The 16,222-nt window shown below is 70.6% G+C and carries 14 protein-coding genes and 2 pseudogenes; 6 read left to right on the forward strand and 10 right to left on the reverse strand.

Annotated elements, in window-relative coordinates:
- Positions 1-2 precede the first annotated feature (2 nt).
- From ADL12_RS43565 to ADL12_RS43585, 5 genes are all read right to left on the reverse strand, one after another.
- On the reverse strand, positions 3-947 hold the full coding sequence (locus ADL12_RS43565; protein WP_062713911.1) for a 3,4-dihydroxyphenylacetate 2,3-dioxygenase: 945 nt from the start codon (positions 945-947) through the stop codon (positions 3-5).
- Positions 940-2,403, reverse strand: coding sequence for an aldehyde dehydrogenase (locus ADL12_RS43570; RefSeq protein ID WP_062713913.1), 1,464 nt, complete (start codon positions 2,401-2,403; stop codon positions 940-942). Before ADL12_RS43570 ends, ADL12_RS43565 begins: the two co-directional genes overlap by 8 nt.
- 122 nt (positions 2,404-2,525) lie before the next feature.
- Positions 2,526-3,338, reverse strand: a complete 813-nt coding sequence (locus ADL12_RS43575; protein ID WP_062713915.1) for an acetoacetate decarboxylase family protein — start codon at positions 3,336-3,338, stop codon at positions 2,526-2,528.
- Positions 3,339-3,350: 12 nt separating this feature from the next.
- Positions 3,351-4,541, reverse strand: a complete 1,191-nt coding sequence (locus ADL12_RS43580) for an NAD(P)/FAD-dependent oxidoreductase (protein WP_062713917.1) — start codon at positions 4,539-4,541, stop codon at positions 3,351-3,353.
- A 5-nt stretch (positions 4,542-4,546) separates the two neighbouring features.
- Complete coding sequence (locus tag ADL12_RS43585; protein ID WP_062713919.1) at positions 4,547-4,735, reverse strand: ferredoxin; 189 nt, start codon at positions 4,733-4,735, stop codon at positions 4,547-4,549.
- A gap of 365 nt (positions 4,736-5,100) precedes the next feature.
- Here ADL12_RS43585 and ADL12_RS43590 point away from each other — a divergent pair, with 365 nt between their 5' ends.
- Together ADL12_RS43590 and ADL12_RS43595 are read left to right on the forward strand one after the other, a co-directional pair.
- The gene (locus tag ADL12_RS43590; protein WP_425265215.1) at positions 5,101-6,441 is read left to right on the forward strand and encodes a glutamine synthetase family protein; all 1,341 of its coding nucleotides are present in this window, start codon (positions 5,101-5,103) and stop codon (positions 6,439-6,441) included.
- Between the two features lie 15 nt (positions 6,442-6,456).
- Complete coding sequence (locus tag ADL12_RS43595; protein WP_062713923.1) at positions 6,457-7,776, forward strand: cytochrome P450; 1,320 nt, start codon at positions 6,457-6,459, stop codon at positions 7,774-7,776.
- Here ADL12_RS43595 and ADL12_RS43600 read toward each other — a convergent pair.
- Entirely contained in the window at positions 7,763-9,382 is a 1,620-nt protein-coding gene (locus ADL12_RS43600; RefSeq protein ID WP_062713925.1) for an FAD-binding oxidoreductase, read from the reverse strand. The genes ADL12_RS43595 and ADL12_RS43600 overlap by 14 nt on opposite strands.
- A 175-nt stretch (positions 9,383-9,557) precedes the next feature.
- Here ADL12_RS43600 and ADL12_RS43605 point away from each other — a divergent pair, with 175 nt between their 5' ends.
- Positions 9,558-10,298, forward strand: coding sequence for a class I SAM-dependent DNA methyltransferase (locus ADL12_RS43605; RefSeq protein WP_062713945.1), 741 nt, complete (start codon positions 9,558-9,560; stop codon positions 10,296-10,298).
- Between the two features lie 26 nt (positions 10,299-10,324).
- Here ADL12_RS43605 and ADL12_RS57420 read toward each other — a convergent pair.
- The 4 genes and pseudogenes from ADL12_RS57420 to ADL12_RS43625 all read right to left on the reverse strand — a co-directional run.
- Positions 10,325-10,780 (reverse strand): annotated as a pseudogene (locus tag ADL12_RS57420) (glutathione S-transferase family protein); the annotation flags it as partial.
- Positions 10,781-10,940: 160 nt separating this feature from the next.
- On the reverse strand, positions 10,941-11,399 hold the full coding sequence (locus tag ADL12_RS43615; RefSeq protein ID WP_062713929.1) for an RrF2 family transcriptional regulator: 459 nt from the start codon (positions 11,397-11,399) through the stop codon (positions 10,941-10,943).
- 52 nt (positions 11,400-11,451) lie between these two features.
- Positions 11,452-12,648: an acyl-CoA dehydrogenase family protein gene (locus ADL12_RS43620; protein WP_062713931.1), complete on the reverse strand. Its 1,197-nt coding sequence runs from the start codon at positions 12,646-12,648 to the stop codon at positions 11,452-11,454.
- A 12-nt stretch (positions 12,649-12,660) separates the two neighbouring features.
- Positions 12,661-13,624: pseudogene (locus tag ADL12_RS43625) on the reverse strand (LLM class flavin-dependent oxidoreductase).
- Between the two features lie 425 nt (positions 13,625-14,049).
- Between ADL12_RS43625 and ADL12_RS43630 the strand changes: the two are divergent.
- From ADL12_RS43630 to ADL12_RS43640, 3 genes are all read left to right on the forward strand, one after another.
- The gene (locus ADL12_RS43630; protein ID WP_062713933.1) at positions 14,050-14,232 is read left to right on the forward strand and encodes a hypothetical protein; all 183 of its coding nucleotides are present in this window, start codon (positions 14,050-14,052) and stop codon (positions 14,230-14,232) included.
- A gap of 327 nt (positions 14,233-14,559) precedes the next feature.
- Positions 14,560-15,666: an ABC transporter substrate-binding protein gene (locus ADL12_RS43635; RefSeq protein WP_062713936.1), complete on the forward strand. Its 1,107-nt coding sequence runs from the start codon at positions 14,560-14,562 to the stop codon at positions 15,664-15,666.
- 36 nt (positions 15,667-15,702) lie between these two features.
- The coding region (locus ADL12_RS43640) for an ABC transporter ATP-binding protein (RefSeq protein ID WP_159053480.1) at positions 15,703-16,222 on the forward strand (520 nt) is incomplete at its 3' end.

Below are 16,222 nucleotides of genomic sequence, written 5' to 3' on the forward strand. Positions count from 1 at the left end.
TCTCAGACCTCCTGGGGGCGGCTGTGCGGGGTGCGCTGATACGACGGTGAGGGCTGACCGGTGCCGGTCCAGCCGTCGGCGGGCCGGTCGAACCACAGATGGACCTGACCCGTGCCGATGGAGTTCTCGTACTCGCCGTACTGCCGGCCCTTGGCGACGCAGGCCTGCTCGCCGAGGGAGCCGGCCATCATCAGATAGTGGAAGAACTTCGCCTCGGGCTTGTACTTCCAGAACTCGTCCATGGTGTCGAGGACCTTGTCGTGGCGGCCCTCCTTGAACCATCCGATGCGCTCGTGGTCGGCCGCCCGGGCCTCGGGCGTGAAGATGTGCGCCGGGTCGCCGGCCTCGTGGTCGCGCAGCTCACGCAGCGGCCAGAAGGTGTGCGACAGGGCGCCCGAGGCGATGAGCAGGACCCGTCGCCCCGGTGTGGCGGCGATCCCGTCGGCCAGCGCCCGCCCGAGCCGCAGGTGATCCTCCATGTCCCCGGTCTGGCAGACCCCGATGGTCACCCACCGCTTGTCCGGCAGCCCCTCCCCCAGGAACTTCCAGAGGTTGATGGTGGCGTAGTAGATCGGCAGGTAGTCGTCGTCGATGGCGGTGATCCAGGTGCCGTGCTTGTCCGCGAACTTCTCGACGTTACGGGCGAGTTCGGGGTCGCCCGGGAAGTCGTACGGCATCCGGCACATCCCGCGCGGCAGCTCCTCGGAGGTGAACAGACCGGCGCGGCGCGCTTGCGCGGTGACGACGAACTCGACGGTGGTCGCCCAGTGGGAGTCGAGAACGACGACGGTGTCGTAGTCGTCCCGCTCGAAGACGTCCCTGCGCAGCTGCTCGAGCCCGGTGACGAGGGTGATCTCCTTGCCCTCGTTGAGCTCCAGCCGGTCGGCCTGCGGGAGCACGATGGTGGGGACGTGGGCGAGCAGCCCGGCCCCGACGATCTCACCCATGGTCCTGGTTCCATCCCTTCGGAGCGGTCACGGTGTTCTTCAGGTCGCAGTAGAAGTCGAAGCTCCAGGTGCCGCCCTCGCGTCCGACGCCGGACTGGCGTGAGCCGCCGAAGGGGGCCAGCAGGTCGCGGACGAAGAAGCAGTTGACCCAGACGGTGCCGGCGACGAGCTGGGCGGTGACGCGTTCGGCGCGCCGGGTGTCGCCGGTGGCGACGGTGGCGGCGAGGCCGAAGCGGGTGTCGTTGGCGAGCCGTACGGCTTCGTCCTCGTCGGCGAAGGTCTGCAGGGTCAGGACCGGCCCGAAGACCTCCTCCTGCACGATCTCCGAGTCCTGGGCGACATCGGCGAGCAAGGTCGGCGCGTAGTACTGCCCGTCCCCCCGGTGCCCGCCGACGATCGCACGCGCCCCGGCCGCGATCGCCCGCTGGACGAAGCCGTCGATCTTCTCCAGCTGGCGCGGGTGGATGTTCGGCCCGATGTCGCTGGCCTCGTCACGCGGGTCGCCCTGCGTGAGCGTCGCGGCCTTCTCCAGGAACCGGCGCGTGAACTCCGCGGCGACCGTCTCCTCGACGAGGATGCGCGTCGCGGCCAGGCAGACCTGCCCGGCGTTGTCGTACTGCTCCACGGCAAGGTCGACCGCGAGGTCCAGGTCGGCGTCGGCGAACACCAACAGGGGTGACTTGCCGCCGAGTTCCAGGCTGAGAGGCGTCAGGTTGGCGGCGGCCGAGGCGGCGATCCGCCGGGCGGTCGGCACCGAGCCGGTGAAGCTGATCCGGCGCACGTCCGGGTGGGAGGTGAGCGCATCGCCGATCTCGGCACCGTAGCCCTGGACGACGTTGAGAACACCGGCGGGGAGCCCTGCCTCGGCCGCGATGTCGGCGAGGAGGGAGGCGGTCAGCGGGGACCACTCGGCGGGCTTCAGGACGACCGTGTTGCCCGCCGCGAGGGCCGGGGCGACCTTCCAGGTGGCCAGCATCAGGGGCGCGTTCCAGGGCGTGATCAGCACACAGGGGCCGGCGGGGTCCCAGCTGACGTGGTTCGTGTGTCCGCGCGTCTCGAAGTCCTCGTGGTCCAGCTTCAGCAGCCAGTCCGCGAAGAAGCGGAAGTTGTGGGCGACGCGGGGCATGACGCCGCGCCGGTGCGAGCGCAGGAGGGCGCCATTGTCGTTGGTCTCGACGATGGCCAGCTCTTCCAGCCGCTTCTCGACACCGTCGGCGATGGCGTGGAGGAGGCGGGCGCGTTCGGCGCGGGGGGTGGCAGCCCAGGCGGGGAAGGCGTCGCGAGCGGCGACGACGGCGGCCTGGGCTTCGGCGGGACCGCCACGGGCGATCTCACCGAGAACGCTTCCGTCGATGGGCGAGGCATCGGTGAAGGTGTCGCCGGAGGCGACACGCCGGCCACCGATCCAGTGCCGGGTGTCGACGGAAACACCGGCGACGACGATTTTGTCAGGCATGAGAAGGGCTCCAATGGAACGAAGGGAAGTGGAGATACTCAGGGGCGCGGGGCTGTATCGATATGCGGCTCCGCCGTGTGGGCGCGACCAGCCACGACGAAACGCGCACCCAGCCACCGACATCACTCGGCAGATGCTTCCGACGTACCGACCTCCAGCAGCCGCCCCCCATCCCAAACCACCCCGACCTGCCGGTAATACGCGGCGATCGGCTCCCGGATCTCCAGCCGCGCAAGCTCCTCCGTAGGCGCCTCGAACAGCTCCAACTCGGCGTCACCCACCCACGGTTGACCACCCTCGAAGGAAGCCGCACCAGACTCGATCAGCTCATCGAGAGCCAATCCCTTGCCCTTCTCGATCGAAGGCAGCCAGCGGTGGTGGGCCATCGGATGCCCATTGACGAACCCGTTCGTCTCCGACGGCTCCCGCAGCGTCACCACGGCCTGCGCCAACCGCCGGTCGGCAGCGGCAAGAGTCGCACCGAAGCGGGCGCCGGCCTCGATCCGCGGAGCGGGCCCGTACGGATGGGGCCGCGTCTGATGAATGGACCCGAGCTTCTTCGGATACCCCTGGTGCAGTCCACGGGCGATCGCGAAGTCCTTGTCGACCCAGATGTAGACGCAGCGCGAATACGTCCGCCCCCGGTACTTGCAGCGGACGACCGCGAAGGCCTCCTTGTACTGGGCGAGCACGGGGTCCAGCAGCTCGCCGCCGGAGGCGGAGCAGGACTGCCAGTCGGCCCAGATCAGCGCGACCGCGCCGGGCTCCTCGTCGGCCAACTCCAGGGGATCGGGGAGCAGTTCACGCACGCGGGCGGGATCGGTGCGGTACTCGACGGTCAGCAGGTCGCCGGAGTAACGCCATGGCGGGGAAGGGATCAGCGACGAGCTGCCGGTCGCCGTCTTGGGGTGGAAGTAGCCACGGACACTGGACATTTGCGGGGTTCCTTACGCGGTGAGGGCGGGCTGCTTCAGCAGCTGGGCGCGGTAGCGGGCGGCGCCCATGGCGGCGGCCTGGCCACCGAGCGCGACGACGCCGACCAGCTGACCGCCGGAGTGGTAGCCGACCAGGACATCGCCCTCCGCGTCGCCGTCCAGGACGCGAACGTCACCGAGGCCGAGCACGGGGGCGCCGAAGGACTGCAACCGGAACTCGTGCTGGTCGCTCCAGAACGTGGGCAGCGGCGCGAACGGCGGCAACGCCGCGCCGGTCAGGACTTTCGCGGCATGTTTCGCGGTGTCGGTCGGGATGGACCAGTGCTCGACACGGCGGGGCACGCCGTCGTAGCGGGCATTGGGAAAGCGGGCCACGTCTCCCACCGCCACGACCTCCGGACGCCCGCCGACCCGCAGCTGCCCGTCGGTGAGGACCCCATCGGCCAGGTCGAGGCCGTTGCCCTCCAACCACTCGACGTTGGCGACGGAACCGACGGACTCGACCACCGCGTCCGCGGGCAGCACCGTGCCGTCACCCAGCACGACGCCGGTGACCCGTTCGTCGCCCTCGAACCCGGTGACCCCGGCGCCCAGCACGAAGCGCACCCCGCGTTCCTCGTGCCGCTTCAGCAGCGCGCGGCCGAGCAGTTCGCCGAGCGGCCCGACCATGGGCAGGGGCAGCGGGTCGACGACGGTCACCTCGCGGACCCCGAGTCCTACGGCGGTGGCGGCGACCTCGCAGCCGATGAACCCGGCGCCGACGACGACCACGCGCACGCCCGGCCGGGTCAGTTCGTCCCGCAGGCCCTGGGCGTCGGCCGGCGTACGGACCGTGTGGCGACCGGTGAGCGGGCCGGGGCACGCCAGCCGCCGGGGTCGCGTGCCGGTGGCGACGACCAGACCGTCGTACGACAACGCCTCGCCGCCGTCGAGTTCGACGGTCCGCTCGGCCAGCCGCGCCTCGACGACCTTCGCACCCAGCCGCCACTCCACATCGGCGGCGGCCGCCTTCGGGGTGAAGGCCAGCGACTCGAAGGGCGCCTTGCCCGCGAGGACCCCCTTGGACAGCGGAGGCCGGTTGTACGGCATGTGCGGCTCGTCGCCGATGACCGTGATCGCGCCGGTCCAGCCGGCCGCGCGCAGCTGCTCCGCCGCACGCAGGCCGCCCATCGAGGCGCCGACGACAACTATGCGTCCGGTCATGGGGCTCAGTCCTCGACCCGGATGGCCTGCAGCGGGCAGACATCGGCGGCTTCCTCGACCTCGTCGCGGAGGGCCTCGTCGGGGCCGGAGACGTACACCAGGTGTCCGTCGTCGTCCATCGAGAAGACGTCAGGAGCCGCGAAGACGCACTGGCCGTGGTCCTGGCACTTGTTCATGTCGACTACGACCTTCATGGCCGGTCCTCCTGGAAGTGAGGGCGTCGGAGCGGGGAGCGAAGGGGATGGTCGGGGCCCGGCCTGCCTGTCGGCCGGGCCCCTGGGCCAAAGGGGCGCGAGATCCGCACCCCCTACTCGTTTGGCTTCAAACAACATAGGAAGCAGCGGGATCCTGGTCAATACCTGTCCAGGTGGATAAATTTTTGGGGCAGCCCTCTTGCGGGACGGCGAATCCTGTCCATACCGTTCGGGTTCAAACGACGACTCCCGGGGTGGCGCCTCCCCACCCCGCACCCTCTGCTCAGGTCGTCCTCACGCCACCTTCCCCATCGCCCGAGGAGACATCGGTGAGCGCTCACGACATTCCAGATATCCGCCGGCACATGGAGCGGCTCACCGCCGAGGGCGTGGACGTGGTCCGGGTGATCTATCCCGACCTCATCGGCACCGACCGGGCCCGTGACGTCCTGGTGGACCATCTGCCGTCGGCCTGCGAACACGGTCTGGCCTTCTGCCGGGCCGTCTACCACACCAGCCCGCAGGGCGACGTGGTCCCCGTCGCGGGCGGCCTCGACGCCGGCCTGCCCGACGTCACCGTGCGCCCCGACCTGTCCACCCTGGCCCCGCTGCCCTGGGAGCCCGGCGTCGCCACCTGCCTCGGCGAGGTCACCGACCCGGCGACCGGCGCCCCCGCCCCCGAGTCACCGCGCGACCTGCTGCGCACCGTGCTGACCCGCTGCGCCGAACAGGGGCTGCGTCCCGTCGTCGGCCCGGAGCTGGAGTACTTCCTGCTGGAGCCCGCCCCCGGCACCCCCACCGGATGGCGCCGCGCCCCGGAGACCACCGGCGCCGTCTACACGGCCGGCCTGCGCGCCGACCCCGACAACCATCTGCTGCGCACCCTGCGCCACCTGCGTGACCTCGGGATCGGTGTGATCACCGGCAACCACGAGTTCGACGGCGGCCAGTACGAGATCAATCTGACCCACTCCGACGCGCTGGACGCGGCCGACCGCTCGTTCCGCTTCAAGGCCGCGGTGAAGGAGCTGGCCCGCAAGGAGGGCCGGCTGGCCACCTTCATGGCCAAGCCGTTCGGGGACGCGGGCGGATCGGGCTTCCATCTGCATCTGTCCTGCGACGACTCCGACGAGCACGGCGACGAGAAGGGGGTCCGCAACGCCTTCGACGACCCCGCGGGCGCCTACGGCCTCTCGGCCACCGCCCGGCACGCCGTCGCCGGAGTCGTCGCCCACGCTCCCGCGCTCGCCGCGCTGGCCAACCCGACCGTCAACTCGTACAAACGCTTCGGCCCCGACACCCTCGCGCCCTGGCTGATCGACTGGGGGCTGGACAACCGCAGCGCCATGGTCCGCATCCCGCCGGAGCGCGGCTCGGGGGCCCGACTCGAACTGCGCCTCGGGGACGCCGGCGCCAACCCCTACCTCCTCGTCGCCGGCACGATCGCCGCCGCGCTGCTCGGCATTCAGGCCGGTGAGGAGCCGCCGGCCCCGCTGGAGGGCTACGGCTACGACACGTCCAGGTCGGCCGTGCTGCCCACGGACCTGTCCGCCGCGCTGGACGCGCTGGAGGCGGACACCGCCCTGACCGATCTGCTCGGCAAGGGCTTCGTCTCATCCTTCCTGACCTACAAGCGCAACGAGGTCGAACGCTTCCAACGGCATGTCACCGACTGGGAGTTCACCGAGTACGCCTACCACCTGTGACGCCTGGAGCCATTGATGACCGAGACGCAGATCCAGCCCCAGCCCTCCGCCGCCGCTGCTGCCGCCGCGACCGCCGTGAACGAACCGATGCCGCTGGCGGACGTCGACCTCGCCGACCTGGACAACTTCACCGACGGGGTCACCCCGTGGCGGATGTTCCACACCCTGCGCCATGAGGACCCCGTGCACTGGCAGCCGGAGGAGGCCCCCAACTCCGGCTTCTGGGCGGTGACCCGGCACGCGGACATCGCCCGCGTCGACCGCGACCCCGAGACCTTCACCTCCACGAAGTTCGTGAACCTGGAAGAGGTCGACGAGGACCAGATCAAGAAACGCGCCTCCATCCTGGAGATGGACGGCGTCCGCCACCGAGCGCTGCGCAGCGTGATCCAGCGGCAGTTCGGCGCGAGCGTCATCAACAGCTACGCCGACTTCCTGCGCGGCCTGACCGCGACGACCCTGGACGCCGCCCTCGCCAAGGGCACGTTCGACTTCGTCGCCGACGTCTCCGCGGACTTCCCGATCAACGTCCTGGCGCGGCTGCTCGACGTGCCGCCGGAGGACAACCAGCAGCTCATCGACTGGGGCAACCGCATCATCGGCAACACCGACCCCGACTACGCGGACGTGTTGCTGCACGGCGAGGAGAGCGAGAAGTACCGCGACCTGCCGTTCCGCTCGCCCGCGTCCATCGAAGTCTTCGAGTACGGGCGGGAGTTGGCCAGGCAGCGGCGCGGCGGCGACGGCACGGACCTGATCTCGCGGCTGGTCAACACGACCCCGCGCGACGGTGTCCCGCTCTCCCCGCAGGACTTCGACAACTACTTCCTGCTGCTGGTGGTGGCCGGCAACGAGACCACCCGCCACACCATCTCCCACTCCATGCTGGCCCTCCTCCAGCACCCCGAGCAGTTGGCCCGCCTGAAGGAGGATCCCTCCCTGATCCCCACGGCGGTCGAGGAGTTCCTGCGCTGGGCCTCCCCCGTGTACCACTTCCGCCGTACCGCCACGCGCGATGTCGAGCTCGGCGGCAAGCAGGTCAAGGAGGGCGACAAGGTCGTCATGTGGTTCGCGTCCGGCAACCGTGACGAGGAGGTCTTCGGCAACCCGTACGACTTCGACGTCACCCGCACGGACAACGACCACGTCACCTTCGGCAAGGGCAGCCCGCACCTGTGCCTGGGCAACCTGCTGGCCCGCACCGAGATCCGCATCATGTTCGAGGAGCTGATCCCGCGCCTGGCCGACATCCGCCTGGCCGGAGACGTGCCGCGGGTCCGCTCCAACTTCGTCAACGGCATCAAGAAGCTGCCGGTCGAGGTCACCCTCGCCTGAGGGCCGGGCGCACCGACAGGGCATGGTGGAAGACGTCACGGGGGTCCCACTTCGCCTTGATGCGCTGGAGCCGGCGGTAGTTCTCGCCGAAGTACAGGGTGTGCCACGGGGCGCCCGTGTTCCAGGCGGGGTCCGCCAGGTCGGTGTCGGGGTAGTTGATGAACGCGCCGTCGGCAGCCGCGGGGACACCGCCGGTGTCGGCGTACAGGTCCCGGTACAACTCGCGCAGCCAGGCGATGTGCCGGGCGTCGTCGCGGGGGTCCTCCCATCCGTTGACGTAGAACATCTTGATGCTCGCGTCGCGGTGGGAGGTCGCGGTCGCGTCCCCCGCCACGGTGTTGACCTTGCCGCCGTGGGTGTAGAGGCTCACGCTGCCGCCGGGGTGGTCGTAGTCGGAGCGGGTGAGGTGGTGGTGCAGGGTGTCGATCTGCCGGTCGGTGAAACGTCGGCGCAGGTAGCCCGACTTGACCTTCAGCCGGTAGACGGGGCCGGGGTCGCCGGGTGAGCCGGCCAGGGCCGCGGCCAGCCAGGAGTGGTTCCTCACCGTGCGGACCGGCTGGACCGGAACGCCCCGGTTGATCGCGGCGAGGTGCTCGTCCAGCATTCGTTCGGCGCCGGAGTCCGCTGCCACCTGGCCGATCATGAGGACCGTCCCCGACGGGCGGCGGGTGAGCGCGAGTTCGCTGTAGAGGGCGAGGTACGGGGAGTGGGGGGCGCTGTGCCGTTCGGCCCAGGCGCAGTGGTTGCGGACCAGCCGGGCGAACGACGTCCTGTCGAGCTTCTGCCAGTCCCAGGTGACCGAGAAGCTCAGCACACCGGACGGCGGGGCGGGCAGGAGGGCGGAAGGGTCGTCGCCGTCGGCGCCTGGTGTGCGGAACCAGTAGCGGGTGACGATGCCGAAGCTGCCGCCTCCGCCACCGGTGTGCGCCCACCACAAGTCCCGGTTCGGATCGGAGGGTTCGCGTGTGGCCACCACTCTGCGCGCCTTGCCCGCCCGGTCCACGACGACCACCTCGACCGCGTACAGATGGTCCACGGACAGGCCCATCAGCCGGGACAGCGGACCGAAGCCGCCGCCCAGGACATGCCCGCCGATGCCGACGTCGGCACACCAGCCGGCCGGGATCGTCACTCCCCAGCCCAGGTACAGCCTCCGGTACACCTCGCCCAGCAGGGCACCGGCCTCCACAGCGAAGGCGCGGCGGTCAGGGTCGTACGACACCGCCGTCATGGCGGACATGTCGACGACCACCTCCACGGCCGGGTCGGCGACGAAGTTCTCGAAGCCGTGGCCGCCGCTGCGGACCGTGATGCGCCGTCCGCTGTCCACCGCCTGCTGTACGGCCCGTACGACGTGCGCGGTCGTGCCGACCACCCAGACGTGCTCCGGCCCGCCCACGAACCGGCGGTTGTAGCCCCGGGACGCCAGGGACCGGTACCGCGGATCGCCGCGCCCGACCATGGCCGGTCCGGGTGCCGGCGGGCAGGACGCCTCGTCCGCCGCCGCGACCACGCCCGCGCCCGCGCCCAGTCCGGGCACCACGACCCCCGCCGTCGTGGCGACCAGACCGCCGCGCACCACATTCCTCCTGCTTAAAGCACTCATGACGTCTCCTCGGACTGCCTTGGAGCTGCTGGCTTCCTGACGTATCGAAGCTAGGTGGAGACGCTGCCGAGGGCAGTCGTCCCAGCCCCCCGCTTGGCGGTGGTGCCAGCACCCCGATCGGCCGCCCGTGGAAAATCACGTGCCCCGGCGCGGCAGCCGGCAGTATCGTCCCGGCGTGATCGAAGACGACGGCTACTTCGGAGAGAACATCGCGGCCACCTACGACACCTCGGCGGCGGACATGTTCCGCCCCGACGTGGTCGACCCGGCGGTCGCCCTGCTGGCCGAACTCGCCGGCGACGGCCCGGCGCTCGAACTCGGCATCGGCACCGGCCGGATCGCGCTACCGCTGGCCGGCCGCGGTGTCCCGGTGCACGGCATCGATATGTCCCGCGCCATGGTGGACCGGCTGCGCGCCAAGCCCGGCGGCAGCGCGATCGACGTGACGATCGGCGACTTCGCGACGGCGCGGGTGGAGAAGACCTTCTCGGTCGCCTACCTGGTCTTCAACACGCTCATGAATCTGACGACCCAGGACGACCAGGTCGACTGCTTCCGCAACGTCGCCGCACACCTGGCGCCCGGCGGCTGCTTCGTCGTCGAGGTCATGGTCCCCGAACTGCGCAAGCTCCCCGCCGGGCAGAGCGCCGTACCGTTCCACATCAGCGATACGCGTTGGGCGTTCGACACCTACGACCTCGCCACCCAGGCCATGAGCTCCAACTACGTCACCATTGCCGACGGCCGCGCCGAGCACTGGTCCATCCCGTTCCGGTACGTCTGGCCGGCCGAGCTGGACCTGATGGCCCGTCTCGCCGGCCTACGGCTGCGCGACCGGTGGGAGAACTGGACGCGCGAGCCGTTCACGAGCGAGAGCGGCAAGCACGTGTCGGTGTGGGAGAAACCGTTCGACTGACATCGCGTCCGTACGCCGCCCAGTCCGCCGAGCAGGTACTCCTGGGAGGCCGGCTGCCGCTCCAGTGTGTGCAGCAGGGTGGTGAGGGCGGTGTCGCGTGCCGCCGAGTCGTCGTCCGGCTGTCCGGCGCGCTGCGCGGCCGCGGTGATGCCCTGCTCGCAGAGGCGGCCGATGCTCTCTACGGCCTCCTCGGCGCCGTACGGGAAGAGGTCCGGGCCGCGGCCGCCGAACCGTCGGGCCAGGTCCCGCAGGATGTCCGGGGCGTGCGTGCTCACGGTCGTGCCGGTCCAGGCGTCGCTGAGCACCGGCGCCGCGGCCGGGCCGGGGTGCTGGTGCGAGCTGGCCTCGTACAGCGGACGCAGCTCCGGGTGCCCCCCGTCCGGGGCGTCGGACACGGCGGGCAGCAAGGTCACCGGGAGGACGTCGTCGAGGCCGAGCAGGCTGTGCGTGACGGCGATCCGCAGACAGAGCGGACACGTGACGCCCTCACCGTGCGGGGAACTTGCCTCGCTGCACACCCGCACGAGGTCGATGTGGCGCAGCGGTCCATGTTTCCCTACTAATTCACTAGGATTCCCGTACTGGAGTGTCGGGCCGCATCCCAGCCGCGTCAAAAGGGGCCGCCGGGCAGTGAGACGCCGGTCAGGGATTCGTCCAGGCCTCGGGGTCGTCCGCGAGGCTCAGGACGTCGTCGGGCAGCTTGGCCGCGGCGACGTGGGCGAGGGTGACCTCGCCGAGGATCTTGCGGACGTTGGCGCGTACGGCGATCCACAGCGGGAGCAGGGACTCCGCGGGGCCGATGTAGGAGAGGTCGGGCGGGCGTACGCCGCGCACCGAGACCAGGGGGCCGTCCGCCACGCGGATCACGTCCGCGATGGGGATCGAGTCGGCCGGGCGGGCAAGTCGGTAGCCGCCCTTGCCGCCGCGCTGACTGACCACGAGGCCGCCCCGGCGCAGGTCGCCGAGGATGCCCTCCAGGAACTTGTGCGGGATGCCCTGCGCCTCGGCGATCGCTTCGGCCTTGAGCGAGGTGTCGTCACCGGCCGCGGCCAACTCCAACGCTGCCCGCACCGCATAGTCCGCTCTCGCCGAGATCCGCATGCTGAGATTATCCATCACCGCCGTGGCCGATCCTCGCCTCCCGGCCCCTCGATCAGGCGGGGAGGCTGAACGGGGGGTGTGCGCCGTTGAGGAAGTAGTCCCCGACCTCGCGCAGTCGGTGGGCGACCGGCTCGCGCAGGGTGTGCGTGCGGGTGTCGCGCCAGAAGCGGTCCAGGCCGCGCCGCGCGAAGGCGGCCGGCACACCGACGGCGTCCATGGCACCGGTGGTGATCTCCTGCGCGGCCCGGGAGGCGGCGGCCTCGGCCGCGCTCGCGAGGACGGCGATCTCCGCGCACTCCTCGTCGGCGAGGCCCTCGCCTCGCGCCAGGCCGTTCGTCAGGGCGGCCACCGCCTGGTCGGCGAGGGCGGCTGCGGCACGTGCGGCGACGGCGAGTTCGCCGTACGCGGTGAGCACGTACGGGTCCTGCGGCGGGCTGCCCGGCCAGGGCTGGGGTGAGAACGGCTGCCAGGCGGACTGCGCCGCCCGTCCGTGCTCGCGGACCTCACCGAGCAGCCCCTCGGCGACGCCGAGACAGAACTGAGCGGAGACCAGCCGGGCGGTCGGCGCGGCGAGGCCGGCGAAGGGCGACAGGGCGCCGTCGTCCGGGGAGAGGGAGCCGAGCACGTCGTCGGCGGCGACCGGCACGGAGTCGAAGCCCACGCCGCCCGCTGCCGCCAGCCGCTGCCCGAAGGTGTCGCCGCCGCTGCCGTTCACGAGGCCGGGGTGGGCGGGGTCCACGAGGACGGCGAGGGGCTCGCCGGTGCCGGGCACGGCGGCCCGGACCACCAACCGGTCGGCCACCCCGACTCCGGAGCCATACCTCTGATGGCCGTCCAGCACATAGCCGTTGGCCGTCGGGGTCAGCATCAGGGGCGGTTCCTGCGAGGCGATGCCGCCTCCCCAGTACCACTGCCCCGCCGTGAACGCCCGCTCCACGCGTGCGGCACGGTCGGGGCCGGCGAAGAACCGGGCGCAGTAGGACAGGAAGTAGTGGCTGCCCAGCAGGTGGCCGACGGATCCGTCGGCCGCGGAGAGGGTCCGTACGACCGTGTAGGCGGTGCGCCAGTCCGCGCCCCCTCCGCCGTACGCGACCGGCACCAGCAGCGTCAGCAGCCCCGATTCGCGCAGCCGCGCGACCTCGTCGAGCGGTGGCTTGCCGGCCTGCTCGCGCTCGACCGCGTCCGTGGCCAGATCGTCCGCCAGCTCACGGGCTGTGTGCAGCCAGTCGGCCGGGGGTGCGCTTGTCATGGCGGACTTCCTTCAAGGCAGAAAGGCAGAAAGGCAGAAGATCTGAGCCGCGAGCTGTGCGGCCGTCGCGCTGCGGAACGGGTGGCTCCCCAACCCCCGCGCCTCCAGCCGCGGCAGGACGCCCTCGCCGAACCAGTACGCCTCCTCCAGGTGCGGGTAGCCGGAGAGCACGAACTCGTCGATGCCCAGCCGGTGGTACTCGGCGATCCGCTCGGCGACCTCGTCGTGACTGCCGACCAGCGCGGTGCCCGCGCCACCCCGCACCAGCCCGATGCCGGCCCAGAGGTTCGGGTGGATCTCCAGGTCGTCGCGGCCGCCGCCGTGCAGGGCGAGCATCCGCTGCTGCCCCTCGGACTCGCTGCGGGCGAGCCCGGCCTGTACGGCCCGTACGGTCTCCGCGTCGAAGCCGTCCAGCAGCCGCCGGGCCTCCGCCCACGCCTGCTCGGCGGTGTCCCGGGTGATGACGTGCAGGCGGATGCCGAAGCTGATGCTCCGGCCCTCCTTCTCGGCCAGCGCCGGGATCCAGGCGATCTTCTCGGCGACAGCGGACGGCGGCTCGCCCCAGGTGAGGTAGACGTCGACGTGCCGGGCGGCGATCTCTCCGGCGATAGGCGAGGAGCCGCCGAACGGCCTCGGCGCCTCCGGCGGCGTACACGGCGGCACTCGCGGGTGCGGGCGTAGCGCTCGTCCTTGGTGAGGGTGTCGCCCTCACGGCCCTGTTCGTGGTTGTTGCCGCCGGTGATGAAGTGCACGCGAGCAGGATCTGGAGGCGGTCCAGCCGGCTCGCGATGTACGCGGCGGCCGGGGCAAGGTCCGGTGATCCGGAGCCGTAGGCGAACAGCACCCGGTCCCAGCCGTGGTCCTCGTGCGCCCGGGCGAGCCGGAGTGTGTACTCCTTGTCGAACGCGGCGCCGGAGCGCGGCGTGGTTTCGGAGCCGTCGTCGGTGGCGGCGATGCCGAGGAACTCCACGGGCATGGACGTGACCTTTCGGGAATGCGGCGCCCGGTCAGGAAGGCAAGGCATGGCTGAACTGCCTTGCGCACAGGCATGAGTGATGACTCGTCAGACAACAACGGCTGACCGTTTCGGTACGGGCGTGACGACGCCGGGCGTCGGTGAAGACGGGAAGGCAATGCACCGGCAGGGTGCGCGAAGAGGGAGCTCGGCCCGCGACGGGGTCACCGAGGGAGGGAAGGGCCGGTCAGACGGCCCGCTGCCGAGTCAGGCGCAACACGCCGCGGACCACACCCGACCGAAGTCGATGTGATCGCGCGAGACCAAGCGCTGCTGGGCATTCATGCGACCCATTGAGCAGTACATCGTGCTCGCCGTCAAGCAGGACCCGGATACCGGACCGCCTCGACCGGCGCATCCCGGGGCGCAGTTGACACATCGACTTCGTGGGCGCCGGCGCCCGGATCGGCACCGACGAGACCACCGGCACCTTCACCGCGACCAGCCCCACCGTCCCCGGCCACACCGTCCACGCCACCGCGCTGATCGAGGCGGCCCGTGCGCTGCTGCGCGCTCTGGACTCCGAGGCTTCCATCTCGGAAAGCGAGATAGCTGAGTCCATCATATGAACATCCCCTTGGTGCCGACGCCGGCTTCTGCCACGATCCCCATCAACCAGGTAGGAAAACTAGGAAACTATGGGGGTGGGGTGGCCATGCGCATGCGCAACCAGACAGACCTTTTGCTCCCCCTCCTGACCTCGCGTCGCCACATCGACTTCGGCCGTACGTCCAGCGCCATCTGTCAGTCCGCCTGAGACCCGCCGCAGTACCGGCCGCACCACCGCTACGCCGCTGCGCGCTCCAGCAGGCTCATCCGCCTCGGCGCCGAACTGCCTGCCTCGCCGTACCTCTTGCCGTACCTCCCTGATCAACCACGTCTGAGAGGACACTTCTGTGTCTGCCGCAAGACCGCTCACCGCCCTGCGCACCCTCGCCGTCGTGACGGTGCTCCCCCTGCTGCTGACCGCCTGCGGCTACGGCGCCGAGTCCACCGACAGCGACAAGCAGGCCGAGGTCGCGGCGGACGCCAAGAAGCTCTCCGTCGACGAAGTGAACATCGGCTACTTCCCGAACCTGACGCACGCCACCGCGCTGGTGGGTATCCAGGAGGGCCTGCTCCAGAAGGAGCTCGGCGGCACCAGGATCAAGCCGTCGACGTTCAACGCCGGTCCCTCGGAGATCGAGGCGCTGAACTCCGGTGACCTCGACATCGGCTGGATCGGTCCCTCCCCCGCCATCAACGGCTACATCAAGGCGGCGGGCAAGAACCTGCGCATCATCTCCGGTTCCGCCTCCGGCGGTGTGAAGCTCGTCGTCAACCCGGAGAAGATCAAGTCCCTGAAGGACGTCAAGGGCAAGAAGATCGCCACGCCGCAGCTCGGCAACACCCAGGACGTCGCGCTGCTCAACTGGATCTCCGAGCAGGGCTGGAAGGTCGACGCGCAGAGCGGCAAGGGTGACGTCTCCGTCGTCCGCACCGACAACAAGATCACGCCGGACGCCTACAAGTCCGGCTCGATCGACGGCGCGTGGGTTCCTGAGCCGACCGCGTCCAAGCTGGTCGCCGAGGGCGGCAAGGTGCTCCTCGACGAGGGCGACCTGTGGCCCGACAAGAAGTTCGTGATCACGAACATCATCGTCCGGCAGGACTTCCTGAAGGAGCACCCGGACGTCGTCGAGGCCGTGCTGCGCGGTTCGGTGAAGACCAACGCCTGGATCAACGCCAACCCGGACAAGGCCAAGGCCTCGGCCAACGAAGCGCTGAAGGCGGAGTCCGGCAAGGCCCTGCCCGCCGAGGTCGTCGACCCGGCCTGGAAGTCGATCACCTTCCTCGACGACCCGCTGGCCGCCACCCTCGGCACCGAGGCGGAGCACGCGGTGAAGGCCGGCCTGCTGGAGAAGCCCGACCTGAAGGGCATCTACGACCTCACCCCGCTCAACAAGGTCCTCAAGGCCGAGGGCAAGGACGAGGTCGACGACGCCGGTCTCGGCGTCAAGTAACCACCGCATTCGATGAGTTCCCAGGAGGTGACGACCATGGCCACTCTCACGGCCACGACCGCCGAGGTCGCCCAGGACGCCACGGCGGTGACGTACGCCGCCCGTATCGAGCACGTCTCGAAGTCCTTCCCGGTGCCGGGCACACGCGGCGGGCAACAGCTCGTGCTGGACGACATCACGCTCGATGTCGCACCCGGCGAGTTCGTCACCCTCCTGGGGGCCTCCGGCTGCGGCAAGTCCACGCTGCTCAACCTGGTCGCGGGGCTGGACCGGCCGTCCGCCGGCACGATCGGCACGGACGGCCGGCCCGCCCTGATGTTCCAGGAGCACGCCCTGTTCCCGTGGCTGACCGCGGGCAAGAACATCGAACTCGCGCTGAAGCTGCGCGGGGTCGCGAAGGTGGAGCGCCGGCCGGAGGCGGAACGGCTGCTCGAACTCGTACGGCTGCAGGGCGCGTACGGCAAGCGGGTGCACGAGCTGTCGGGCGGGATGCGCCAGCGCGTCGCCCTGGCCCGTGCGCTCGCCCAGGACAGCAAGCTGCTGCTGATGGACGAGC

The organism is Streptomyces regalis, assembly GCF_001509475.1.
Lineage (GTDB): Bacteria > Actinomycetota > Actinomycetes > Streptomycetales > Streptomycetaceae > Streptomyces > Streptomyces regalis.

Bases quoted from the DNA above. Each gene is read 5' to 3' on its own strand.
- ADL12_RS43570 (WP_062713913.1), bottom strand. From the start codon at position 2,403: ATGCCTGACAAAATCGTCGTCGCCGGTGTTTCCGTCGACACCCGGCAC.
- ADL12_RS43585 (WP_062713919.1), bottom strand. From the start codon at position 4,735: ATGAAGGTCGTAGTCGACATGAACAAGTGCCAGGACCACGGCCAGTGC.
- ADL12_RS43620 (WP_062713931.1), bottom strand. From the start codon at position 12,648: ATGACAAGCGCACCCCCGGCCGACTGGCTGCACACAGCCCGTGAGCTG.
- ADL12_RS43565 (WP_062713911.1), bottom strand. From the start codon at position 947: ATGGGTGAGATCGTCGGGGCCGGGCTGCTCGCCCACGTCCCCACCATC.
- ADL12_RS43590 (WP_425265215.1), top strand. From the start codon at position 5,101: ATGGAGCGGCTCACCGCCGAGGGCGTGGACGTGGTCCGGGTGATCTAT.
- ADL12_RS43595 (WP_062713923.1), top strand. From the start codon at position 6,457: ATGACCGAGACGCAGATCCAGCCCCAGCCCTCCGCCGCCGCTGCTGCC.
- ADL12_RS43600 (WP_062713925.1), bottom strand. From the start codon at position 9,382: ATGAGTGCTTTAAGCAGGAGGAATGTGGTGCGCGGCGGTCTGGTCGCC.
- ADL12_RS43580 (WP_062713917.1), bottom strand. From the start codon at position 4,541: ATGACCGGACGCATAGTTGTCGTCGGCGCCTCGATGGGCGGCCTGCGT.
- ADL12_RS43615 (WP_062713929.1), bottom strand. From the start codon at position 11,399: ATGCGGATCTCGGCGAGAGCGGACTATGCGGTGCGGGCAGCGTTGGAG.
- ADL12_RS43575 (WP_062713915.1), bottom strand. From the start codon at position 3,338: ATGTCCAGTGTCCGTGGCTACTTCCACCCCAAGACGGCGACCGGCAGC.